Genomic DNA, 22,588 nt, shown 5'->3' with positions numbered 1-22,588 from the left:
GTAAAACAATGCAATTAACAATTAAAGATAAAGATTATAACGTTAAATTCGGCGTGGACTTTGTTCGTGCTTTGGACGAAATGCATCCAGTAGAACAAAATGGGTTGAAATTCGGTTTTTCTCTATCTGCAAAAATCCCAGAATTACTTGGTTACAATATCGCTTCTTTGACAGATGTTTTGTATATGGGAACAATCAAACAAAGTCCAAGACCGTCGTTTAACGATGTGAAAGAATTTGTTGAAGATCATGAAGATATTGAAGCGCTGTTTGATGAAACAATTGCAGAATTGAGGAAATCAAACGCGGGTAAGTTAGCAATGAAAGACCTGGACAGCAAGCTGGAGGCATAGAAGATAATCTATCATCTATTGAAACGTATGAAAGGATTGTTGTTGACTGTGTTCGTTATCTCAATATGACAAATATTGATGAAATTGGTCAATTGACACTTTATGAATATGAATTGTTGATGACTGGAGTATTGCTGAGAAAAGAAGACGAAAACGAGCAAATACACCGCTTAGCTTGGTTGAATCGTCAAGTTGAGTCCGTTAAGAGAGATGGTAAAACTCCGCAATATAGACAGTATAACGACTTTTATAAATCAAAAGAGAAAAAAGTTAAAAAACATCAGCTTTCAAAAGAAGATATTGAACTCCTTAAAATAGCAAATCTTTAAAGGAAAGGAGGTAAATAGATGGCAGAAAGTTACTCAGTTGAAGCGATATTGACAGCGGTCGACAGGTCGATGACAAGCGTTTTGAAAGATGTTCAAAGGCAGTTGCAGGCTACGGAAAACCAAGGGAAAACCTTTGGACAGAAAGTTACTGGAGCTATGGAAGCGGTCGGGAAGCCGATGGCGGTAGCTGGTGCAGCAATTACAGCAGTAGGTGTAAAAACTTTAAACAGTTACGGTGATTTTGAATCAGCAATAAACAAGGCTGCAGTAGTAGCAGGATCAAGCGGACAATCACTAAAAGGTGACATGGAAGGTTTATCAGCAGTTGCTATGAAAATGGGTAGAGATTTGCCTATTTCTGCTAACGATGCAGCCTATGCCATGATTGAGATGGCTCAGAATGGTGCAAGTGTGGGAGATTTAAAGAAAATTTTCCCAGCGGTTGCTCAAGCTTCGGTTGCAGCAGGTTCTGATTTGCGGACAACAGCAGGGGTGGTTCAACAAGCTATGACAGTTTGGGGTTCTAGTCTAGAAAGCCCTCAACAAGCGGCGGGTATCCTTACTAAGTCGGCCAACCTGTCTAACGCTTCGATAGAGTCAATGCAACAAGCCTTAGCGACAATTGGTCCTACTGCATCAGCTTCCGGAATTGGTTTAGCAGATACTTCTACCGCTATAGGTCTTTTGACTAATACCGGTATGAGTTCGGCACAGGCTGCCCAAGACTTGAATCATGCTCTTTTGATGATGCAAGCTCCAACTAAAAAAGCGGCAAAGATGGCTGATAGATTAGGTATTAGTTTTACTGATGCACAAGGGAACATGAAGCCTTTTCCGCAAATCCTTGAAGAAGTGGCTAAAGCTACTGATGGGATGAGTGAATCGCAGAAAACCGCAGCTTTAAAAGCGATGTTTAATACAGCAGGTTTGCAAGCTATGCGACCGTTGTTGGATTCAATTGGAAAAGGTACTGATGATGCAAGTTCTAAGTGGGCTAAATATAGCGCAGAATTAGATAAAGCATCGGGCTCTCATGACAAAGCAGTGGGATTCCTCAAAAATTCAGCTAATGACATGCAACAAAACGTAGGCTCTAAAATTGAACAATTAGGAGGTTCTTGGGAATCACTGAGTTACAAAGCTAGTCAAAGCCAATCTAAGATAACTGGAGGGCTTCTTGATAGCGGTTCTGGTATTTTAGAATGGGCTACAGAATCAGATAGCGCTTTGGCTAAAGTGACTAGAGGCTTTGTTGGGCTAATGCCAGTTGTGGGGCCAGCTCTTACTGGAGTAGGTGGCGCAATGATGAACGCTGGTCATATTGCTAAGGGTGTCAAAGGTTCGTTTGATTTAGCTAAAAAAGGTATATCTGGCTTGAAAAACGCTAAAAATGTCGGTAGTGCGTTGATCGGGATGGCTAAAGGTTCTAAATCGGCAGCATCGGCTCTCACTTTTATGGCTGATAGCTCTATAATTGCTAAAGGGGCTTTAGGTGGATTAAACATTTTCAGTAAAATCGGAGGCTGGGCTTCGACTGCAGGAACTGCAATTTCTGGATTCTTTACTTCTACCGCAGCAGGTTCTGCGATAGCTAGTGCTTTCTCTGGAGCTTGGACTGCGCTTAGTGCTGCTTTTACAGCAACCCCTATCGGATGGATAGTTTTGGGTATTGCTGGGGTAGTTGCTGCGTTAGTTCTTTTGTGGAACAAGTCAGAAGCATTTAGAAGCGCCTGCATTTCAATTTGGAATGGTATCAAAGATGTAGCCTCTCAAGCTTGGGAAGGTATAAAAGCGGCTTGGAATAGTGCGGTAGAATGGTTTGGTACGCTTTGGGAGTCCATTAAGTCAACGGCAAGCACGGCGTGGAATGGATTTTTAGAGTTTATCTCGCCAGTTGTCGAAGGAATTAAGACGATTTGGAATACACTCGTTGAATGGTTTACAACTTTATGGACAAACATAAAAACGACTGCTACAAACTCATGGAACGGTTTCACAGAAGGACTAATACCCATTATCGAAGGTGTGAAAAATGTTTGGAATGCTTTAGTAGAATTCTTTACAACTCTCTGGGAAGGTATTAAGAGTACCGCAATTACTGCGTGGAATGGGCTCACAGAAGGAATCGCCCCAATCGTTGAGGCTTTAAAATCTATTTGGAATTCATTCAAGGAGTTCATGTCAGCGCTATGGAATGGCATTATTCAAGTTGCTACTGTGGCTTGGAATACATTAGCCCCAGTTATTTCGGTGGCTTGGGAAGCTATTAAAGCGGTGATTTCTGGAGCTATCAGCGTAGTTACGACTATAATTCAGACAGGTATGTCGGTATTGCAAAGTATCTGGAACGTTGCTTGGGCTGTATTGCAACCAATTATGTCAACTACTTGGGAGAATATTAAGGTTGTTATCTCAACGATTTTAGCAAATATCAAAACCGTCATTTCAACAGGCTTAACCGTTATTCAAACGGTATGGAGTACGATATGGAACGTCATTAAGACTATTGTTTCTACTGTGTGGAATGTCATTTCCACGGTTATATCAACTGCATTAAATGTCATTGCAGGTATCATCAAGACAGCTACAGCTTTGATAAAAGGCGACTGGCAAGGCGCTTGGGAAGCTATCAAAGGAGTAGCTCAAACTGTCTGGAATGGAATCAAGTCTGTTATAACTACATTGATTAACGGTATCAAGACAGTTATCACAACAGTGATGAACACTATCAAATCTGTAATCACAAGCGTCTGGAATGGAATCAAGTCTGTTATTACAAATAACATCAATGCAGCCAAAAACATTGTTACAAATGTCGGAAATGCTATGAAGTCAGCTTTTGTTAACGCAATGAACGCCATGAAATCTGGTGTTAGTAGCGCCATTTCTGGAGTTAAAAATATTTTAAATGGCCTTGGAAACATTGATTTATCAGGAGCTGGTAGAGCAATCATGGACGGATTTTTAGGCGGTTTGAAAGCTGCATGGGGAGCTGTTCAAAATTTTGTAGGTGGTATTGCTGGTTGGATTAAAGCGCACAAAGGTCCTATCTCTTACGATAAAAAACTCTTGATTCCAGCTGGTAAAGCTATCATGGGTGGTTTAAACGGTGGTTTAGAGACTGGTTTTGGAAATGTTCAAGACACAGTTTCAGGCATGGCTGGCTCTATCAGAGCAGGCTTTGAAGATGCTAGTAGCCGTGTAGCTAGTATGTCCAACGCACTCCAAAGCAGATTCACCAACAACGTTTCTGGTAGCTTGTCGGCAACTTACGAGCTAAACCAAACTAAGGAAGCGGCTCACTTTAATTTAACGCTTGGTAATCATAGCTTTAGAACATTTACCGAAGACATCACAGAAATGCAAGATTTGGAATTAATTTTAAGTGATTATTAGAAAGGATTCTTATGTATACATTTGTAGATACAACAGTTTCACAGGGTATTCGTGCTCCTGTTGAACCTGTAGATAATATGTCGATTAACGGTACACCTCTTAACCACTTGGTTGAGGGGTACCGCCATTTGACGGTGACGGGTAGAGGCATTGTTGGGCAGAGTGTCAAGACCACCTCTGTACCTGGTCGTCGTGGTGTTTGGGTGGAAGATATTTCAGATGATGAGCGCACTTTAGAAATCAAGTACCAACTTGAAGCAAAAAACAGTGCTGAAATGCGGGATAAATTTGCAAAACTGAACAAGATTTTGCGGACTCATGCTAGTAGTGGTTATCTTGAAATCACATTTAAGGATGAACCTGGTTACACCTATTACGGTTATTTCAGTGGCGCTGATGATATTGAGGAAAAATCACTTTCCATTGTCAGCAAGTTCACCCTGCTAGTACCAGACGGATATAAGAAAAAATCAGCCCAGAACTCAACTGGGCTTGTTTCTTTATCAGATGCCTCGGAAGTCTTACCTGAATCAATCACAGTCACACCGACTGGGACGGTTAGCCAGGTACAGATTATCAACAGCACAAAGATTTTATCTTTTTCAGGATCATATACAGCAGGAAAAGACATTGTGGTGACTTTTGGAGTCGAAGAAGTGACCGCTACCTACAACGGCAGGAATATTCTCAGCGAGCTAGAGCGATTCAGTCCGCTGGAACAATTCACTGTCCGAAATGGTGATACTATTACAGCCAAAAACGCCACGGTAAAAAAAGTAGTTTGGAGGGACGAACGAGCGTGATTTATTTATTTGATAAAGACGAGAAACTCTTTAAAATTGTCAATAAACCTGCTATCAAGACAGCTCTCCAGAAGTATACTCTAACCAGTGAGCGCTATGTTTCTGACAGGTTGACTGTCGAGATGAAAGCTTTAAACGCTGACGAACTGGAAAAAGTGGAGTACATGGCCATACAGACCATAGAAGATGCTCACACTTTTCATTATTTTTACGTTGCTCAGAAGACTTCTGATAATCTGACATCATTAATCGGTGTCCAGTCTGGTATCGAGGAGCTTAGAAAAACGGTTGTTTATGACAAACGACCTCAAAATGCTTTTGCCAGAGAGGTCATCAATGATTTGCTAAAAGATACAAATTGGCAAGTTCGATTTATTGGCGAAACAACTCCACACAGCACCAATTTTTATTATGTTTCAACCTTTGACGCACTGAAAAAGGTATGCGAAGTCTGGGACCTGGAAATGCAATTTTTCGTTGAGATGAACGGCAACCAAATCGGTGCCCGTTACATTGATTTTAAGAAAAAAATCGGTCAAGCCATCGGTAAGCGAGTGGTTTACGGCCATAACGCTCTACAAATCATCCAAGAAATTGAAAGAACAAACATTTTTACAGCTCTTGTAGGACGTGGTAAAGGTGTGCAAGTCAGCTCTGCGGGGGATATAGCAGAACGTTCATCGAGCGAAAACAAAACAACACAAGCGATGCAACAATCAGACGGTTACGGACGTAAAATCACTTTTGAGGATGTAGTCTGGTCAACAGCTAAAGGAAAACCAGTCAATAAACCAAAGGGGCAGAAGTATCTTGAACTACCTGCAATGACGAAGTTGTACGGTATCAAAAACGCTGACGGTTCAATGCGTCCCAAAATCGGATTTGTGGAATTTCCTGAAGAGGAAGACCCAGAGATTTTAGCAGAACGAACCTATAAGACCCTGATTGATACAGCACGGCCACAACTGACCTTGAAGACATCAAGTGTCTATCTACGAGGCGTGAAGGTCGGAGACACTATCCGAGTGGTTCGCCACGACAAAAAACTGGACTATGACACCCGTATTTTTGAAATTACATTCAACCGCCTCAACAATCAGTCAAGCGACATCAAGCTTGGGGACAGAGTAGGAGAAAGCAATGAGGCAAAAGCTCAGATCATTGCTGACAAGGCTATTGATAACTTTGTGGCCAACGAGTTCTCGAACTTTGTGCAAAACCTCCCAGACTTTCTGCCAAGTGCTGATGGTTTTAACAATAACTGGTATGGCGCTGAAGACCCTAGCAAGAAATACCCAGGGAAGGTCATTATCAATGACATTTGGTACAAGCCCGACTCTGAGCACGAAGGTCATAAGATTATGCTCAGATGGACAGGAGAAGTCTGGGAAGAAATCTTGAGGACCTATGACAGCGAAGCCTTGCGTGATAGAATTGCGAAAGAAATTGCTCAAGTCACTGCCCAAATCGAAGCAAGCAGCGCTGAGCATGACCGACAAGTCTCCGACATCCGTGCACAAGCGACAGACGCAAAGACGCTAGCCCAGCAAGCGCAACAAATTGGCACGCAAGCTAAATCGGACGCAGCTAATGCCTTGACTAAAGCTTTGCAGTACAAGTCTGAGGCAATAGCAGAGGCGCAACGCTTAGATATAGCTGAGAGACAGGCGACAGAAGGTAAACTGGCCACAGCTAAAAGTCAAGCAGTGGCAGAGGCTAACAGGTTAATCGAGTTGACCAAAAGTCTCTTAGCAGGTCAGATTGATGGGGTATCAACAGAGCTTACGCAGACAAAGGAAAACATCAAGCTACTTGCCACAAGAGCAACAGTTGACACACTGACCGGTCGTGTCTCATCCGCTGAATCCACCTTGCAAGTCCAGGCTGGGGAAATCGCAAGCCGTGTCAAAACAAGTGATTTTGACCAAGCAAAACAACGCTTGACGACTGCTGAAAGCTCAATTACTCAGTTAGGTAATCGTATCACGACTGAGATTAGCGAGACAAAAGGCTTAATACCAAAGGAATTTGGTGGAGTTAACTTATTGCTTAATAGCTCGTTTGAGCAGACAGCAACAACTACTGCGTTTGTTGTTGGCGGTCAGGCTTACGATAAAAGCGCAAAAAACTGGAATACATACAATGGTGGTATCTCTAATCCTGCAACAAGCTATCATGCTTATGTTGGAGATGGAGCAGAGCGACAATCTGTAGGAGTTTTCAATGAAAGTAATGGCCAACGAAATTGGAAAGGTTTTTCTCAGAATATAACTAGTCGAATACCTCAAACGACTGATAATTTTATGTTTTCGGTCGATGTTTTTGCAACTGGTGCAGGCACAAAAATCTTCGGTGGATTATACTACTATGACAAATCAGGAACAAGAAAATTCCACGCAGGGCAATTTAATCTAATTGTAGACTCGTTTAACAAATGGCAACGTGTTAATGTTAAAGTACCATTTGATAAATTTACATGCGACTTTGGCAAAAGTGTCCTTTTTTATGTTTATGGATACAATTTCACGACAAACAGTATCTTGTATATTGATAAATTAAAGCTGGAAATAGGAGAGATTGCCACAGCGCACAGCGTAGCGCCAGAAGAGCTACAGGACAAACTGATAAATGCTAAGACGCTCATCACCCAAACAGCACAAGGCCAAGAGCAACTATCAACACGTTTATCTCAGACTGAGGGTAAAGTAACGACTGCTGAGACTAGCATCAGACAACTGATAAACGATGTGTCAAGCAAAGTCTCTCAACGTGATTTTGATACTGCGACGGGTCGTTTGACAAATGCCGAAACGCTGATTGCTCAGCACACAGGACAGATTGCACTCAAAGCAGAAAAAACGCTAGTAGATAACGTCAAATCAACAGCTAGTGACGCATTGGCAAAAGCACAGGCTAACGCTCAATCAATTACTCAAGCGAAAGCAGAGTTAAAAGTTGCGACTGACAAGATTGCCAGTCTTGTGACTAAGACAGACTTTAACACTGCGACAGGACGACTATCAACGCTAGAAACATCAGTAGAGCAACATGCTGACGAAATTTCCAAACGATTGACTAGCACGCAGGTTGAGCAGGCCATATCTGGCAAGGGCTATCAGACCAAAGCGCAAGTCGACAGTAACATCACAGGTCGTGGCTATATCACATCATCAGCGTTACAGCCTTATGTGACCTCAACAGTGCTTGAAAATAAGGTCACAGAGACAGCAGGCAGTTTTGAGCGCTCTATCACCGAGACAAAAGCACTGATACCAACGTCAACAAGCGTCAATCTCGTAGACGGGACAAAGGATTTTAGCGGGTCTCACTTTTGGATTGATGGCAATTGGCGACTAGACGGTCGTACTGTCGCAGGAGCGGATGTGTTGACTTGGCAAAGTGGTAACAAAGCATCACCGACGTTAACCTGGCAAGTCGAGGCTGGTAAAGAGTACATTTTTAGCGCGTATGTCGCCAAAGAGACAACAGGGACTGTTTACTTTTACCTCTATAATTTTGGTGGTGACGATATCACAAGTACAACTCGTCGTAACCACCATATTGATGATGTTGGTACTGATTTTAAACGGTTTACATTGCATTTTGTACCAACGCGCTCAGGCAAAATCAGAGCGAGATTTGCGATTCTGGCTAGTGACGTCGGAGGTTTTAGCGTTGCAGGTTATCAATTACTTGAGGGTCGTCTTGAGCAACCTTGGAGCCCATCGGTAAAAGAGCTATCGGTAGTCACTGCTTTTAACACAGTCAAAGACACCGTAGATGCTCACAAGCGTGTGATTGGTGATGGGAGTGCGATTTCACAGGCTATTCAGTCGGCTAGTAAGTTTGAGCGGTCGATTGTGGCTGGTGGTGACATTTATCAAGCGATTGAGACGGCCAAAGGCCTTGTAAGTCGTGTATCAAGTCTGTCAGACGGTCAAAATTTAGTTTACGACCCGACAAATTTTTCGAAATATAAAGCTAGAACATCTAATTCAACTCTTGCACTAACAGGTACAAGCAGTTATAAACTCTTGCGTATTACGCAGACAGGTTTGTCTTCGCCAAAATGGAAAGGATTCCAGGTACCGCTACACACCCAAAGCTTTACAGCAGGCGAAAAATTAAGTTATCGAGTTAATCTTTGGGTGGACGTTTTACCAGACGACATCGTGGGAATTGAGATAAAAAACGGTACTGATAAGATTGCAGTTTTTCCTATCAGGTTGACCCAAACAGGGTCATCGCAAATATTTACTGGTACTGTTACTGTCTCTAAAACAACCACAACGACAGACGACTATGGCTTGCACGTTTGGATACGTAAAAACGGGACAGTAGCTATTGGTCAAATATCTATCGTAAGAGGCGACGTGCCACCGACTAGTTTTGTGGACAGCACGTCTGCCATGCAGTTAGCGGCGGAAACCCAAATGAGCCAACTTGCAGGCTCTTGGGCGGTTAAAAATCTGACTAGCGCTGGTACTGTGCTTAATCAGCTAAATCTCAATAAAGATGGCTCAGTCAAGATTGACGGTAAACTAGTGCAAATCACTGGTACGACGTACATACAAGACGGTGTTATCACCTCTGCTAAGATTGCTAGCTTAGATGCTGCTAAGATTACAGCAGGTACGCTTGATGCAAGCAGAGTCAATGTTATCAATCTTAACGCAAGCAAGATTGTCGGTTTAGACGCAAACTTTATTAAAGCAAAAATTGAGACTGCGATGATCGATTGGATGAAAGGTAAAGTGATTACTGCTAAAAACGAAGCGATGCAAATCAATCTTAATGAAGCTAATATAACTTTCAAAGCAAATGCGTCTATCGCTTTTAATTCTGTTTATAATACAATTCATCGTACAAGAGGTGCAAATACTGGATTTTTAAAAATCGAAGACTCTACAGGTGGCGGTGTCAATGTAATAGTAGGTGCGACGTCTGGAAATGCATCGCAAACAATTGATACTGCTAGATTTGCTGGTATAGTTGCTAATCGAGATAATGACATGTCAGATTATGTCGAGATTTATGGAGATTATATCTATTTTAAACACGCAAAAAACTCCAAAAAAATGGTATTCCAAGCAGCTGCTATGACGAGAGATTATAACCTTTTAGGGATACTTGACAAACTTATCCACAACATGAATAAACTGCACAGAGCAGGAGCATTCGGCAGAGAAACTCACTTTACTGATGATGTTTCTGGAGTAGGCTTTTTTGATTAAGGAGACACTATGGACGAACAAATTAAATCAAACTTAGCGCTTGAGATAGCGCAATTAAGCTTGGATAAAGCGACGTTAACAGCGCAACTAGCGCAACAACAGCAAGTCAATCAAGAGCTTGCTCAGAAAGCCGCAGAGTTGGAAGCTCTGCTTGACCAACAAACACAACCAAAAAACGAGGAGGTAACAGAATGAGAGCGTGGAACGTCGTAGGGAAATACCCGGTCTATGACGACGAAGGTAAAGTGTCGCATACGGACATTACGATTGCGTCAACGACTGGCTCATATGCTACATACACAGAGCGCACGATTGGTGACCAACGGGATAAATCAGAGCAAGAGCTTGTCGAGTTGGCTCGTGAGGCGCACTTTAAAAGCGAGTATGCAGAGCGTGCTATGGCTGAATCAGTCGTTAAAATTGATGAGATTGAGTTAAATATCAAAGAAGGCCAGAAGCTACGTCAAGCAATGCAGGAGCAACTTGAGTTTACCGCTGCTAAATTAGCACAAATTGATGATGCCATTGAGCGCTCGGAGACTCAATTTACAAAAGTCGAAGAGCTTATCAAGGTCACAACAGGCACTATTAACGAACTCATCGTTGGTATGATGGGGGATGTCGAAGATGAAGAAACTATTGAATAAAATTAAAAATTTTTATATTGGAGGAACAACAATGATGATTAATTATTTTGCAATGCAAGTAGAGCTTGGATGGATTACACTTGAGCAAGTACCTAAAAAATTCCGCGAGAAAGTGCGTGCGCTCGTAGAAGTATCAAGCGTAGGAACTGAAACGACTGACAAAGAGGAGTAGCCTATGCCGTTTGACGAAGCAAGAAAAATCGCTGAAAGTCAATTCACTTGGGAAATCCTTTTTATTATCCTCTTTGTAGTCGCCGCTGGGTATCTTGTCCGAACGTCTGACAAGCGAGAAAAGAAGCTGATGGATTTCCACGAGCAATCTAAAGCTGACAGTAATAAGCGAGAAGAACGTTTGATGACACATCTGGAAAAAACAACCGAGGAGCTAAGTACAATTACTCACACGGTAGGTGACATCCAGAAAGAAATGGTACGAATGAACAACCGAATTGATGAATTTGAGAAAGGAGACCAATCATGAAAATTAACTGGAAACTACGCTTTAAGAACAAGGCTACGCTTGCTGCAATTATTGCTACAGTTATCTTGTTAGCTCAACAGATGGGGTTTAAATTGCCTGACAACATCAATGATGTAGCTAACACAGCTCTTACCTTGCTTGTTTTGCTTGGGATTGTTTCAGACCCTACAACAGCAGGGGTATCAGATAGTGAGCAAGCACTAGGCTATCACGAGCCTAAATAGGAGATATAGCATGAGGAAATTAGGAAAAATCATTTTGATAATTACAGGGGTATTATCATTAGTGCCTCTTTCTTTTTTGCTCCTCATGCTTTCCCCTTTTATTGAATTATTCCTAAAGGAGGAAGACAATGACAGTAAATATTGAGGCAGCTATTGCCTGGATGTCAGCACGAGCTGGCAAAGTGACCTACTCAATGGACTACCGCAACGGTCCAGGGTCTTATGACTGCTCTAGCTCTGTTTACTATGCTCTGATGTCAACAGGGGCTATCTCTGCTGGTTGGGCAGTCAATACTGAGTATGAGCACGACTGGCTGATCAAAAATGGTTATGAATTAATTGCTGAAAATACTGCTTGGGATGCAAAACGTGGTGATGTCTTTATATGGGGGCGCCGTGGCCAGTCTAGCGGTGCTGGTGGCCATACTGGTATCTTTATTGATCCTGATAACATTATTCACTGCAATTATGCTAACAACGGCATTACAATAAATGACTATAACCAAACGGCAGCCGCAAGCGGTTGGATGTATTGGTATGCTTATAGGTTAAAAAGCGGAGCTTCTACCCAAGGAAAAAACCTTGATACTTTGGTTAAAGAAACCTTGGCAGGTAAATACGGCAATGGAGAGGCACGCAAGGCAGCTCTTGGTAATCAATATGAGGCTGTCATGGCAGTCATCAATGGCAAAGCTACGGCATCTAAAAAGACTGTTGACCAACTGGCTCAAGAAGTGATCCAGGGGAAACATGGCAACGGTGAAGACCGTAAAAAATCCCTTGGTCCTGACTATGACGCAGTCCAAAAACGTGTAACTGAAATCCTGAAAGCTAGCACATCAGGAAATACCCCTAAAACACCCTCAGACGCTCCAAAAAGTGAGGTGGTAAATTCCACCACGGAACCCAAGAAAGCGACAGATACCAAAATCACTAAAGAAGATGGTGACTTGTCCTTTAACGGTGCAATCCTGAAAAAATCTGTCCTTGATGTTATCCTTGCTAAGTGTAAGGAACACAATATCCTACCTAGCTACGCTATTACCGTTCTACACTTTGAGGGGCTTTGGGGTACCTCAGCCGTAGGTAAGGCAGATAACAACTGGGGAGGCATGACATGGACTGGCAAAAGAGAGCGTCCAAGTGGTGTGACTGTCACCCAAGGAACAGCAAGACCAGCTAATGAGGGTGGACATTATATGCACTATGCCTCTGTAGATGACTTTCTTACAGATTGGTTCTACCTGCTACGCTCAGGAGGTAGCTACAAGGTTTCAGGAGCCAAAACCTTTAGCGAGGCTATCAAAGGCATGTTTAAGACAGGCGGTGCAGTCTATGACTACGCTGCTACAGGCTATGATAATTACCTGGTAGGTATGTCAAGCCGTCTGAAAGCCATTGAGGCTGAAAATGGATCACTAGCCAAGTATGATACTGCTACCGTCACAGATGTCGGTAGCACAGACAAGATTGAGGTCAACATTGAGGGGATTGAAATTTCTATCAATGGAGTTACCTACACACTTTCAAAAAAACCAGTTTAAGATAAGACACAGAAAGCCCTTAGGTGTAACAACCTAGGGGCTTTTTTGCATTTTTTGTGACTTTTTACGAATATCTAGGTAAGGAGGAAATAAAATGACAAAAATCAAACGTATCAAACTTGACCGCATTGAGTACTCTAGCTATGGCGTAGAGCACTGGTGCAGAGTCTGCATCAAGTACAGAGGGCAGTTTTACAAGCTATGGCAGTTAGTCCTGGCAGATGAGGAACTAGATAACTACCAGCTATCCTGTGAGTTGCTAAAGCGTAGCAAGGAGATTGAGGCTCATGTAAGGTCTGTGTCAGAAACTAGGAATTTTAGTATCCTTAATTGAAAGCCTTATTAGCCTTTTTATTATCAGTTTTTTAGCCATCTCTCTTTCGGGTTCTGTGCAAGGCATTTTTCAAGATGTGGAAGAAAAGCTTTTCTTCCTCTCTTTTGAAAATATCTATCGTGATAGTCAACAGTTAGCTGCGGCGCAAAAAAGTGACTTGCAGTTGACTGTTACCTCACAAGAGATTAGTAATGGTATAACCAAACTCTCTCTGCCTAAAAGCGTCAGCCTTTTAGAAGAAAAAATTCTAGAGTTTGATACCAAAGGCGGCAATAATAGCTTAGCCAAGATAAATTTTGTAACTGAGGATGAGACAATCACCTATCAGTTGTATCTAGGGAGTGGTAAATATCAAAAATCAACAACTTAAAGCCTATATTTTACTTGAAAGTTTGATTGCTTTGGGAGTGCTTGTTACCATTGTGGCTTTGGTTCTCAATCAGATTAACCGCAATCATGAGCACCTCGTTAAGAGACTTCATGAGCAAGAGGTTTTTAATGGTAGCGACAATGGCGGTGCAGGCCAAACAGTCTCATTTAACCCTTAATGGGGTATCTGTAGACGTGACAAGAACAGAGGCAGGGATTTTGGTGACAGAAAATGGAAAAGAGGTTATTTGTCTTGAGAAACATTAAGTTACCTGCTTTTACGCTCCTAGAATGCTTGGTTTCCTTATTAGTCATTATTGGGTCTGTGCAAGTTTATCAAGGCTTGACGCAGGTGTTGTCTAGTCAGGTGCATTATTTGTCAGATAATCGACAAGAAGATTGGTTGCTCTTTTGCCAGCAATTACAGGCAGAATTTGAAGGGACAAAACTTATCAAACTTGAAAACAACAAACTCTACCTATTTAAAGGAGGGCAAAAATTAGCATTCGGGCTATCTCAAAAAGGGGATTTCAGGAAAACCAATGCAGATGGTCGAGGGTATCAGCCCATGATTTTTGGCATTGAAAGCTCTGCTATGTCCCAAAATGGTAATCTGGTAACGATTGATATGACATTCACAGATGGCTTAGAGAGGAGTTTTGTCTATGCTTTTGAAAAAGAAAGTTAGGGCAGGGGTACTCCTCTACGCCCTGTTAATGTCAGCTATCTTTGCTCTACTTTTGCAGTTTTATCTTGGCCGAGTGCAGGCAGCAGAACGCCAGAATCATGTTCAACTATCGGCTGCCAAAGCCTACCTCATCGCTCAATTGACCGTGGATGATGCTGATGAGAAAAGCGGTGCATTAACCTTTAATCAAGGACGTAGTACCTGGAAGCGTAGAGGAGAAAAACTGACCATCTCTGTGACACTACCAGACGGCTACGTTTACCAATACGATTTTGTAAAAACAGAAGATGAGAGAAGGAGAAAATCTGAAGAGAGTGCCACAAAAGATATCTCAATAGAAGAAAGTAGCGCTTCAGAACATAAATCCGAGTGACCAGCAGAAAAAGCTGATACCGTGGAGAAATAAAGCGAGAGATTTTGTCAATCTCTGGCTTTTTTGGTATCATAGAACCATGAATTTTGAAAAGATTGAAACAGCCTATGAGCTGATTTTAGAAAACATCCAACTGATTGAGAATGACCTTAGAACCAATATCTATGACGCTTTGATTGAGCAAAATAGTTTTTATCTTGGTGCTGAAGGGGCAACTGAGACGGTTGCTCAAAATAATGAGACGTTAAAAGCACTTGACCTCACACAGGAAGAATGGCGCCGTGCCTTCCAATTTATCTTTATCAAGGCTGGGCAAACTGAAGTGTTGCAGGCAAATCATCAATTTACACCAGACAGCATCGGTTTTATCCTACTCTTTTTAATGGAGACCCTGACAGATAAGGAACAACTTGATGTCATTGAGATTGGTTCGGGAACGGGTAACCTTGCCCATACGTTAGTGACTAATAGCCGTAAACACCTAGATTATATGGGGATTGAACTGGATGATTTACTGATTGACCTTTCTGCCTCAATTGCAGATGTCATGGGGTCTAGCGTCAGCTTTGTCCAAGAAGATGCCGTTCGCCCTCAAATTCTAAAAGAGAGTGATGTCATCATCAGTGACCTCCCTGTTGGCTATTATCCCAATGATGAGATTGCGCGCCGCTATACAGTAGCTGCCACGGATGAGCACACCTACGCCCACCACCTGCTGATGGAACAGTCGCTTAAGTATCTAAAAGCCGACGGCTTAGCATTGTTTTTAGCTCCAACTGACCTTCTAACCAGTCCTCAGTCTCCTCTTTTGAAAAAATGGCTGAGCGGCTATGCTAGTGTCCTTGCTGTTATCACATTACCTGAGACCCTCTTTGGACGAAAAGATAAGTCTAAAGCTATCTTTATTTTGCAAAAGCAGAGCAGTCAACCGAGAGAAACTTTCGTCTATCCTATAACAGATTTACAAAATCAAGATGTTATAGTAGAGTTTATGACCAAATTCAAAAAATGGTCGGAGTGACTATGTGAAATTTGAACAAGAATGTGATAGAATAAAAGCAAATTTAGTAAAGAGGTAAATCATGTCTAAAACAATTGCAATCAATGCAGGAAGTTCCAGCCTAAAATGGCAACTTTATAACATGCCAGAAGAGGAAGTCTTGGCATCAGGACTAATTGAACGTATTGGATTAAAGGATTCAGTTTCAACAGTTAAATTTGCTGGTAACAAAGAAAGTGAAACACTTGATATTCACGATCATCACCAAGCTGTAAAAATCCTTCTAGATGATCTTATCCGCTTTGAAATCATTGCTAACTATGATGAAATCACTGGTGTTGGTCACCGTGTTGTTGCTGGTGGTGAGATTTTTAAAGAATCAACAATCATTGGTGAAAAAGAAATCTTAGAGATTGAAGCACTGAGTGCACTTGCGCCTCTTCACAACCCAGCTCACGTTGCAGCGATTCGTGCTTTTGAAGAAGTCTTGCCAGAAGTGCTTAACGTTGCTGTTTTTGACACGGCTTTCCACACAACGATGCCAGCAAAAGCTTACCGCTACCCTGTGCCAAAAGCCTACTATACTGAAAATCAAGTGCGTAAATACGGTGCACATGGTACAAGTCACTTCTATGTATCACAAGAAGCGGCTAAGTACCTTGGCAAACCTGTTGAAGAGTTGAAAGTGATTACGGCTCACATCGGAAATGGTGTCTCAATCACGGCTGTTGACGGTGGAAAATCTGTTGATACCTCAATGGGCTTCACGCCACTTGCAGGCCCTATGATGGGAACACGTTCAGGTGATATTGACCCTGCTTTGATCCCTTACTTAGTGGCTGAACGTCCTGAATTGGCAGATGCAGCAGCTGTTGTTAATGCTCTAAACAAAGAATCTGGTTTGCTTGGTATTTCTGGAAAATCAAGTGACATGCGTGACATTATTGCTGGCTACGAAGCAGGTGATGAAGATGCGACGCTTGCCTTTGACATGTACATTGACCGTTTGAAAAAATACATTTCACAATACTTCGGTGTTTTAAATGGTGCAGATGCCCTTGTTTTCACAGCAGGTGTTGGTGAAAATTCTGCCCCAGTTCGTCAAGCAGTTGTTGAAGGATTGACATGGTTTGGTATGGAACTTGATCCAGAAAAAAATGTCTTTGGAGCAGTTGGTGAGATTTCGACCGTAGACTCTAAAGTCAAAGTTTTGGTTATTCCAACCGATGAAGAACTTGTTATTGCGCGTGATGTTGAACGCTTGAAAGCTAAATAAGCCCTAAATGCTCAGTTGTCAGGACTGGGCATTTTTGATATAATGAAAACAAAAGAAAACGTTTACGAAGAGGTGGATGAATGTCAAAAACAATTGCAATTAACGCAGGAAGTTCAAGCCTTAAATGGCAACTCTACCAGATGCCTGAAGAACAGGTTCTGGCTGCTGGTATTATTGAACGTATCGGTTTAAATGACTCTGTGGTTACGGTGAAGTTTGACGGTAAAAAAGAGACGCAGACGTTGAATATTGCAGATCATATTCAAGCGGTTAAAATTTTACTTGATGACCTGATTCAATTTAATATTATTACGAGTTATGACGAGATTACAGGCGTTGGTCACCGTGTTGTTGCAGGGGGCGAAGAGTTCAAAGAATCTGTTCTTATTGATGAAGAAGCTCTTTTGAAAATCGAAGCATTGTCAGCACTAGCACCGCTTCATAATCCAGCCAATGCAGCAGGTATTCGAGCTTTTAAAGAAATCTTACCAGATATTACTTCTGTGGCAGTATTTGACACGGCTTTCCATACGACCATGCAGCCACACACCTATCTCTATCCAATTCCACAAAAGTATTACACAGACTACAAAGTGCGTAAGTATGGGGCACATGGGACTAGTCACTACTATGTTGCGCATGAAGCTGCAAAATATCTTGGACGACCATTAGAAGAATTAAAACTCATCACAGCTCATATCGGTAATGGTGTTTCTATCACAGCTAACTACCATGGTCAATCTGTTGATACTTCGATGGGCTTCACACCGCTTGCTGGACCAATGATGGGAACACGTTCTGGAGATATTGACCCTGCCATTATCCCTTACTTGGTTGAGCATGACCCAGAGCTTAAAGATGCGGCAGCAGTAGTGAATATGCTCAATAAACAATCAGGTCTTTTAGGTGTCTCTGGCATTTCCAGTGACATGCGTGATATTGAAGCAGGTCTTCAACGTAAGGACAAGGATGCTGTTTTGGCTTATAATGTCTTTGTGGACCGTATCAAGAAATTCATCGGTCAATACCTAGCTGTGTTGAACGGTGCAGATGCCATTGTCTTTACAGCAGGTATGGGAGAGAATGGACCTTTGATGCGTCAAGATGTTATCGAAGGATTGTCTTGGTTTGGCATGCATATTGATCCAGAGAAAAACGAAACTCGTGGTATCTCAGGCGATATTTCAACGCCAGACTCAAAAGTGAAAGTTCTTGTGATTCCTACTGACGAAGAATTAGTGATTGCGCGTGATGTAGAACGTTTGAAATAATGGAAAAGAAAAAGGCTAGCTATGGTTCATTGCTGAACTAGCTAGTCTTTTCTTATGTCAATGAGTTTTAAACTGGATTGATTGTTTTTGAGTATCAATAGTAACCTCTCCACCAATAGTGATGGTAAAAAGTGGTTGGGTGTGTGCGAAATCCAAGTCATACATCACAGGTACCTGTTTCAAGATAGGGTGTTTGTCAAAAATGGCCATTAAAATCTCATGTGTCATCTCAGTTTCTTTAGGGAAACGGCCAAAGATGACCGCTTGAGGATTTGGATAAGCCTGTAAAATGGCTGTGAGGTGACGGAGGATGATGAGGTAGTTATCGTCTTCTGCTTCTTCGAGAAAGAGAACGTATTTTTCAGGTTTGGGAGCATAGTCAGTCCCTGTGAGAAGGTTTAAGGTAGAGATATTGCCACCGATAGCAGTTCCAGAAGCTTTGCCATGGTTATAAACCTTCCATTCAGTTGGGAAAAAGCTGCGCGGTAAACTTGGGTCGTACCAAGCATCGCTAGACCACTCAGGACTTGGAACAAGCTCATAGGCATTTTGAGTAACAGCATTAAGCCACATCTTACTTTGATATTCCTGGCCTTGAATCATTTTAAAGCTTGAATAGCTCGGCCCCATATAAGTTGGCATCCCAGTCTTAGCATAAATCCCATTAAGTAGGGCAGTCGTATCAGAATAACCACAAAAGATTTTAGGATGACGAGCGATGAGGTCATAGTTGAGGTAGGGTAACAGTTCGTTACAATTGAAGCCACCAATGGTGGTCATAACAGCATCAACAGATTGATCAGCAAAGGCTGCTTCCAAATCAGCCACGCGACTTTCAATTGATGATGAAAAGAAGATATCATTTTCAAAATAATGTTCTGAGAATGAGAGATTAAATCCCAGTTCTTCTAGTTTTTCTTTGGCGGCTAAATTAGCCTCAAAGCCACCTAAACGCTCAATAGAAGACGATGGGCTAACAATGCGGATATGATTTCCTTTGACTAATGGTTTCATAGCAACCTCCAAAAAGTTTTTAGATTATTGTAACAGAATTATTCTAGATTACAATAGAAAAATGAAGGTATTAAGAGAGTTGTTTTCTCTTTGCCACCAGTAACCCAAAGGAAAAACAATAAGACCATGCCCAAAGGCGTTGATTTGTCGGGGAGATATTTACGGATCCCTTGATTTTGCTGTTTTTTGATATAAACCTTTTTAAAAATTGGCCTATGAAAATTGTCCGCTCAAAATTATTTTTAAAGTTAACCTAATTTAACCCAACAGAAAATCAAAAAGCCCGATTTTACGGGCTTTTCTTTGGGTTAAATCCTGTTAAATCAGGTACTGAAAGGCGGTAGACGGATTTGAACCGACGATCAAGCTTTTGCAGAGCCGTGCCTTACCACTTGGCTATACCGCCATAACAAAGAATATTCTACCCTAAAATCGCTTTCTCGTCAAGAGGGAAAATTGGTTAAAAATCCTTAATTCCTTTTCGATGAGCCATTTTATCAAGTAAAAAGATTAGAAAAATACCAAAAGTATAGGCGATAAGGTCACTAATTAAAAATCCTTGCCCCAAGAAAAGATGTCCTAGAGTAGTGGCACGAATAGTATCTAGCGGAGCCCAGCTCACAAGTTGTGAGAATTCCACTATAAAAGAGATCCCAAGAGAGATAAGGGCGGTAGCCTCTGGCTTTATTTTTATGAAAAAAAGGCGAAAACCAAGGTAGACAGCCACAGCCCAAAGAGAGTCGCCAATCCAAAGAGGAAGGCTGCTGATTTTACGGCAGAGCAGTCCCAAGAAAATAATCGCTACGAGAGCTATGAGGTAGAAAAAACGAGTTTTAAAAGTTGTCATAAGATTATCTTAACGAAGTTTTGAGAAAAAGACAATTTTAAACTGGAAAAAGTTGTGAGAAATTACGCTAAATTACTGGAGAAATTAGCGAGTCTTGGCTTGCATTTTAAAGATACTTTTGCTAAAATATAATGGTTGTCTAACAACAAATACTCATCTTAGACCAATTGTGGTCTTGTTGCCGAAAGGTTGGGCTGCAAGTCGAAGTCTGAGAGAGGAAAAAACATTATAAAAGGAGAAACTACTCATGGCAGTAATTTCAATGAAACAATTGCTCGAAGCTGGTGTTCACTTTGGTCACCAAACTCGTCGCTGGAACCCTAAGATGGCTAAATACATCTTCACAGAGCGTAACGGAATCCACGTTATTGACTTGCAACAAACTGTAAAATTGGCTGATCAAGCTTACGATTTCATTCGTGATGCAGCAGCAAACGATGCAGTTGTTCTTTTCGTAGGTACTAAAAAGCAAGCTGCTGAAGCAGTTGCTGAAGAAGCTGCACGTTCAGGTCAATACTTCATCAACCACCGTTGGTTGGGTGGAACTCTTACTAACTGGGGAACAATCCAAAAACGTATTGCTCGTTTGAAAGAAATCAAACGTATGGAAGAAGAAGGTGTCTTCGAAGTTCTTCCTAAGAAAGAAGTTGCACTTCTTAACAAACAACGTGCACGTCTTGAAAAATTCTTGGGCGGTATCGAAGATATGCCACGTATCCCAGACGTAATGTACGTTGTTGACCCACATAAAGAGCAAATCGCTGTTAAAGAAGCTAAAAAACTTGGTATCCCTGTAGTAGCGATGGTTGATACTAACGCTGATCCAGATGATATCGATGTTATCATCCCAGCTAACGATGACGCTATCCGCGCTGTTAAATTGATCACTGCGAAAATGGCTGACGCTATTATTGAAGGTCGTCAAGGTGAAGATGCAGAAGTATCATTCGAAGAAGAAGTAGCATCAACTGAATCAATCGAAGAATTGGTAGAAGTTGTAGAAGGTAAATAAGTAACAAAGGACTTTCGTCCATGAACAATTTAGCTAGTATGCTGAATTGTAAAACTTGAACCAACCCAAGAGGGCAGAGCGTTCCTGCTCTGCCCTCTGTTTTATTAAACATGTTAAGGGCAACTTTGTCGCCCAAGAGCTGACGTTTGAATATGGAAGCGTCAGCAGGTCGGGCAATTGCTGCTCTGTGGTCAAAGTAAGATTAGCTTGGCTAGCCTTGCAGGCAAATCTGGAGACTTTAAGAGCTAGATTTAGCCATGAAACCGCAGATTTGCTGGCATGCCGGACCATTAACAGCAAATTGCAAAAAATAAAATTTATAGGAGAAAAACCATGGCAGAAATTACTGCAAAACTCGTTAAAGAATTGCGTGAAAAATCAGGTGCCGGCGTTATGGACGCTAAAAAAGCACTTGTAGAAACTGACGGTGACATCGAAAAAGCAATTGAGTTGCTCCGTGAAAAAGGTATGGCAAAAGCAGCTAAAAAAGCTGACCGTGTTGCCGCTGAAGGTTTGACTGGTGTTTATGTTAACGGTAACGTTGCAGCGGTTATCGAAGTTAACGCTGAAACTGACTTCGTTGCGAAAAACGCTCAATTCGTTGAATTGGTAAACGAAACAGCTAAAGTTATCGCAGAAGGTAAACCAGCTAACAACGAAGAAGCACTTGCTTTGACAACTGCAACTGGTGAAACACTTGAAGCAGCTTACATCAATGCAACTGCAACAATCGGTGAGAAAATCTCATTCCGTCGTTTCGCTCTTCTTGAAAAAACTGACGAGCAAGCATTCGGTGCTTACCAACATAACGGTGGACGTATCGGTGTTATCTCAGTTATCGAAGGTGGCGACGAAGCGCTTGCTAAACAAGTATCAATGCACATCGCTGCAATGAAACCAACTGTATTGTCATACACCGAACTTGACGAGCAATTCGTTAAAGATGAGTTGGCACAATTGAACCACAAAATTGAGCAAGACAATGAATCACGTGCTATGGTTGACAAACCAGCACTTCCACTCTTGCAATACGGTTCAAAAGCTCAATTGACTGACGAAGTGATTGCAGCTGCAGAAGAAGCAATCAAAGCTGAACTTGCTGCTGAAGGCAAACCAGAAAAAATCTGGGACAAAATCATCCCAGGTAAAATGGACCGTTTCATGCTTGACAACACTCAAGTTGACCAAGCTTACACACTTCTTGCTCAAGTTTACATCATGGACGACAGCAAAACAGTTGAAGCGTACCTTGACAGCGTCAACGCAAAAGCAGTTGCATTTGCACGTTTTGAAGTTGGTGAAGGTATCGAAAAAGCTTCAAATGACTTTGAAGCGGAAGTTGCAGCTACAATGGCAGCAGCTCTTGGAAACTAATTTCATTAGAGTTTACAAA

21 protein-coding genes, 1 tRNA gene and 1 pseudogene are annotated in these 22,588 nt (G+C 41.8%); 20 read left to right on the top strand and 3 right to left on the bottom strand.

Translation table 11 applies throughout. The annotated features are described in order from the left end of the window. Positions 1-8: 8 nt before the first annotated feature. From AB6M99_RS10235 to AB6M99_RS10150, 18 genes and pseudogenes are all read left to right on the top strand, one after another. Positions 9-353: a tail assembly chaperone gene (locus tag AB6M99_RS10235; protein WP_121835615.1), complete on the top strand. Its 345-nt coding sequence runs from the start codon at positions 9-11 to the stop codon at positions 351-353. A gap of 65 nt (positions 354-418) precedes the next feature. Further along, positions 419-682: a hypothetical protein gene (locus AB6M99_RS10230; protein ID WP_121835613.1), complete on the top strand. Its 264-nt coding sequence runs from the start codon at positions 419-421 to the stop codon at positions 680-682. An 18-nt stretch (positions 683-700) separates the two neighbouring features. Continuing rightward, positions 701-4,078, top strand: a complete 3,378-nt coding sequence (locus tag AB6M99_RS10225; RefSeq protein ID WP_369350721.1) for a phage tail tape measure protein — start codon at positions 701-703, stop codon at positions 4,076-4,078. A gap of 11 nt (positions 4,079-4,089) precedes the next feature. After that, positions 4,090-4,881 (top strand): distal tail protein Dit, encoded by a 792-nt coding sequence (locus AB6M99_RS10220; RefSeq protein WP_121835609.1) that lies wholly within the window; start codon positions 4,090-4,092, stop codon positions 4,879-4,881. After that, positions 4,878-10,115, top strand: coding sequence for a phage tail spike protein (locus AB6M99_RS10215; RefSeq protein WP_121835607.1), 5,238 nt, complete (start codon positions 4,878-4,880; stop codon positions 10,113-10,115). Before AB6M99_RS10220 ends, AB6M99_RS10215 begins: the two co-directional genes overlap by 4 nt. A 9-nt stretch (positions 10,116-10,124) precedes the next feature. Then, the gene (locus AB6M99_RS10210; protein ID WP_121835605.1) at positions 10,125-10,310 is read left to right on the top strand and encodes a hypothetical protein; all 186 of its coding nucleotides are present in this window, start codon (positions 10,125-10,127) and stop codon (positions 10,308-10,310) included. Then, positions 10,307-10,762 carry a DUF1366 domain-containing protein gene (locus tag AB6M99_RS10205; protein WP_121835603.1) on the top strand — a complete coding sequence of 152 codons (456 nt, stop codon included), beginning with the start codon at positions 10,307-10,309 and terminating at the stop codon, positions 10,760-10,762. The genes AB6M99_RS10210 and AB6M99_RS10205 overlap by 4 nt, the downstream gene beginning before the upstream one ends. A gap of 31 nt (positions 10,763-10,793) precedes the next feature. Beyond that, a complete protein-coding gene (locus tag AB6M99_RS10200; RefSeq protein WP_183121663.1) occupies positions 10,794-10,934 on the top strand; it encodes a hypothetical protein in 141 nt (46 codons plus the stop codon). A 3-nt stretch (positions 10,935-10,937) separates the two neighbouring features. Then, entirely contained in the window at positions 10,938-11,243 is a 306-nt protein-coding gene (locus tag AB6M99_RS10195) for a hypothetical protein (protein WP_121835599.1), read from the top strand. Next, on the top strand, positions 11,240-11,467 hold the full coding sequence (locus AB6M99_RS10190; protein ID WP_121835597.1) for a phage holin: 228 nt from the start codon (positions 11,240-11,242) through the stop codon (positions 11,465-11,467). The genes AB6M99_RS10195 and AB6M99_RS10190 overlap by 4 nt, the downstream gene beginning before the upstream one ends. 128 nt (positions 11,468-11,595) lie before the next feature. Next, complete coding sequence (locus tag AB6M99_RS10185) at positions 11,596-13,011, top strand: peptidoglycan amidohydrolase family protein (RefSeq protein ID WP_121835595.1); 1,416 nt, start codon at positions 11,596-11,598, stop codon at positions 13,009-13,011. A gap of 296 nt (positions 13,012-13,307) precedes the next feature. Beyond that, the gene (gene comGD / locus AB6M99_RS10180) at positions 13,308-13,715 is read left to right on the top strand and encodes a competence type IV pilus minor pilin ComGD (protein ID WP_121835591.1); all 408 of its coding nucleotides are present in this window, start codon (positions 13,308-13,310) and stop codon (positions 13,713-13,715) included. After that, positions 13,687-13,981: pseudogene (comGE, locus tag AB6M99_RS10175) on the top strand (competence type IV pilus minor pilin ComGE). The gene comGD and the pseudogene comGE overlap by 29 nt, the downstream one beginning before the upstream one ends. Beyond that, on the top strand, positions 13,947-14,402 hold the full coding sequence (gene comGF, locus AB6M99_RS10170) for a competence type IV pilus minor pilin ComGF (RefSeq protein ID WP_121835590.1): 456 nt from the start codon (positions 13,947-13,949) through the stop codon (positions 14,400-14,402). The pseudogene comGE and the gene comGF overlap by 35 nt, the downstream one beginning before the upstream one ends. Continuing rightward, a complete protein-coding gene (gene comGG, locus AB6M99_RS10165) occupies positions 14,380-14,775 on the top strand; it encodes a competence type IV pilus minor pilin ComGG (protein ID WP_121835588.1) in 396 nt (131 codons plus the stop codon). Before comGF ends, comGG begins: the two co-directional genes overlap by 23 nt. Before the next feature lie 79 nt (positions 14,776-14,854). Continuing rightward, positions 14,855-15,796, top strand: a complete 942-nt coding sequence (locus AB6M99_RS10160; RefSeq protein ID WP_121835586.1) for a class I SAM-dependent methyltransferase — start codon at positions 14,855-14,857, stop codon at positions 15,794-15,796. A gap of 61 nt (positions 15,797-15,857) precedes the next feature. Beyond that, positions 15,858-17,051 carry an acetate kinase gene (locus AB6M99_RS10155; RefSeq protein ID WP_121835584.1) on the top strand — a complete coding sequence of 398 codons (1,194 nt, stop codon included), beginning with the start codon at positions 15,858-15,860 and terminating at the stop codon, positions 17,049-17,051. 80 nt (positions 17,052-17,131) lie between these two features. Further along, a complete protein-coding gene (locus tag AB6M99_RS10150; RefSeq protein WP_121835582.1) occupies positions 17,132-18,322 on the top strand; it encodes an acetate kinase in 1,191 nt (396 codons plus the stop codon). Between the two features lie 57 nt (positions 18,323-18,379). Here AB6M99_RS10150 and AB6M99_RS10145 read toward each other — a convergent pair whose 3' ends face one another. The 3 genes from AB6M99_RS10145 to AB6M99_RS10135 all read right to left on the bottom strand — a co-directional run bounded on the left by AB6M99_RS10145 (position 18,380) and on the right by AB6M99_RS10135 (position 20,183). After that, on the bottom strand, positions 18,380-19,336 hold the full coding sequence (locus AB6M99_RS10145; protein WP_121835580.1) for a S66 peptidase family protein: 957 nt from the start codon (positions 19,334-19,336) through the stop codon (positions 18,380-18,382). A gap of 335 nt (positions 19,337-19,671) precedes the next feature. Beyond that, a tRNA-Cys gene (locus AB6M99_RS10140) sits at positions 19,672-19,742 on the bottom strand. A gap of 54 nt (positions 19,743-19,796) precedes the next feature. Continuing rightward, positions 19,797-20,183 carry a DUF2809 domain-containing protein gene (locus AB6M99_RS10135; protein ID WP_121835578.1) on the bottom strand — a complete coding sequence of 129 codons (387 nt, stop codon included), beginning with the start codon at positions 20,181-20,183 and terminating at the stop codon, positions 19,797-19,799. A 247-nt stretch (positions 20,184-20,430) separates the two neighbouring features. Between AB6M99_RS10135 and rpsB the strand changes: the two genes are divergently transcribed. Then, positions 20,431-21,195 carry a 30S ribosomal protein S2 gene (rpsB, locus tag AB6M99_RS10130; RefSeq protein ID WP_121835576.1) on the top strand — a complete coding sequence of 255 codons (765 nt, stop codon included), beginning with the start codon at positions 20,431-20,433 and terminating at the stop codon, positions 21,193-21,195. Between the two features lie 333 nt (positions 21,196-21,528). Then, entirely contained in the window at positions 21,529-22,569 is a 1,041-nt protein-coding gene (tsf, locus tag AB6M99_RS10125; RefSeq protein WP_121835574.1) for a translation elongation factor Ts, read from the top strand. Positions 22,570-22,588 lie beyond the last annotated feature (19 nt).

It is taken from the genome of Streptococcus hillyeri, assembly GCF_041081565.1.
Taxonomy (GTDB): Bacteria; Bacillota; Bacilli; order Lactobacillales; family Streptococcaceae; genus Streptococcus; species Streptococcus hillyeri.
The sequence above is the reverse complement of the archived record's forward strand: the minus strand, read 5'-3'. Positions and strand labels throughout refer to the sequence as shown.

Bases quoted from the DNA above. Each gene is read 5' to 3' on its own strand.
- AB6M99_RS10235 (WP_121835615.1), top strand. From the start codon at position 9: ATGCAATTAACAATTAAAGATAAAGATTATAACGTTAAATTCGGCGTG.
- AB6M99_RS10230 (WP_121835613.1), top strand. From the start codon at position 419: ATGACAAATATTGATGAAATTGGTCAATTGACACTTTATGAATATGAA.
- AB6M99_RS10225 (WP_369350721.1), top strand. From the start codon at position 701: ATGGCAGAAAGTTACTCAGTTGAAGCGATATTGACAGCGGTCGACAGG.
- AB6M99_RS10220 (WP_121835609.1), top strand. From the start codon at position 4,090: ATGTATACATTTGTAGATACAACAGTTTCACAGGGTATTCGTGCTCCT.
- AB6M99_RS10210 (WP_121835605.1), top strand. From the start codon at position 10,125: ATGGACGAACAAATTAAATCAAACTTAGCGCTTGAGATAGCGCAATTA.
- AB6M99_RS10205 (WP_121835603.1), top strand. From the start codon at position 10,307: ATGAGAGCGTGGAACGTCGTAGGGAAATACCCGGTCTATGACGACGAA.
- AB6M99_RS10200 (WP_183121663.1), top strand. From the start codon at position 10,794: ATGATGATTAATTATTTTGCAATGCAAGTAGAGCTTGGATGGATTACA.
- AB6M99_RS10195 (WP_121835599.1), top strand. From the start codon at position 10,938: ATGCCGTTTGACGAAGCAAGAAAAATCGCTGAAAGTCAATTCACTTGG.
- AB6M99_RS10190 (WP_121835597.1), top strand. From the start codon at position 11,240: ATGAAAATTAACTGGAAACTACGCTTTAAGAACAAGGCTACGCTTGCT.
- AB6M99_RS10185 (WP_121835595.1), top strand. From the start codon at position 11,596: ATGACAGTAAATATTGAGGCAGCTATTGCCTGGATGTCAGCACGAGCT.
- comGF (WP_121835590.1), top strand. From the start codon at position 13,947: ATGGAAAAGAGGTTATTTGTCTTGAGAAACATTAAGTTACCTGCTTTT.
- comGG (WP_121835588.1), top strand. From the start codon at position 14,380: ATGCTTTTGAAAAAGAAAGTTAGGGCAGGGGTACTCCTCTACGCCCTG.
- AB6M99_RS10160 (WP_121835586.1), top strand. From the start codon at position 14,855: ATGAATTTTGAAAAGATTGAAACAGCCTATGAGCTGATTTTAGAAAAC.
- AB6M99_RS10155 (WP_121835584.1), top strand. From the start codon at position 15,858: ATGTCTAAAACAATTGCAATCAATGCAGGAAGTTCCAGCCTAAAATGG.
- AB6M99_RS10150 (WP_121835582.1), top strand. From the start codon at position 17,132: ATGTCAAAAACAATTGCAATTAACGCAGGAAGTTCAAGCCTTAAATGG.
- AB6M99_RS10145 (WP_121835580.1), bottom strand. From the start codon at position 19,336: ATGAAACCATTAGTCAAAGGAAATCATATCCGCATTGTTAGCCCATCG.
- AB6M99_RS10135 (WP_121835578.1), bottom strand. From the start codon at position 20,183: ATGACAACTTTTAAAACTCGTTTTTTCTACCTCATAGCTCTCGTAGCG.
- rpsB (WP_121835576.1), top strand. From the start codon at position 20,431: ATGGCAGTAATTTCAATGAAACAATTGCTCGAAGCTGGTGTTCACTTT.
- tsf (WP_121835574.1), top strand. From the start codon at position 21,529: ATGGCAGAAATTACTGCAAAACTCGTTAAAGAATTGCGTGAAAAATCA.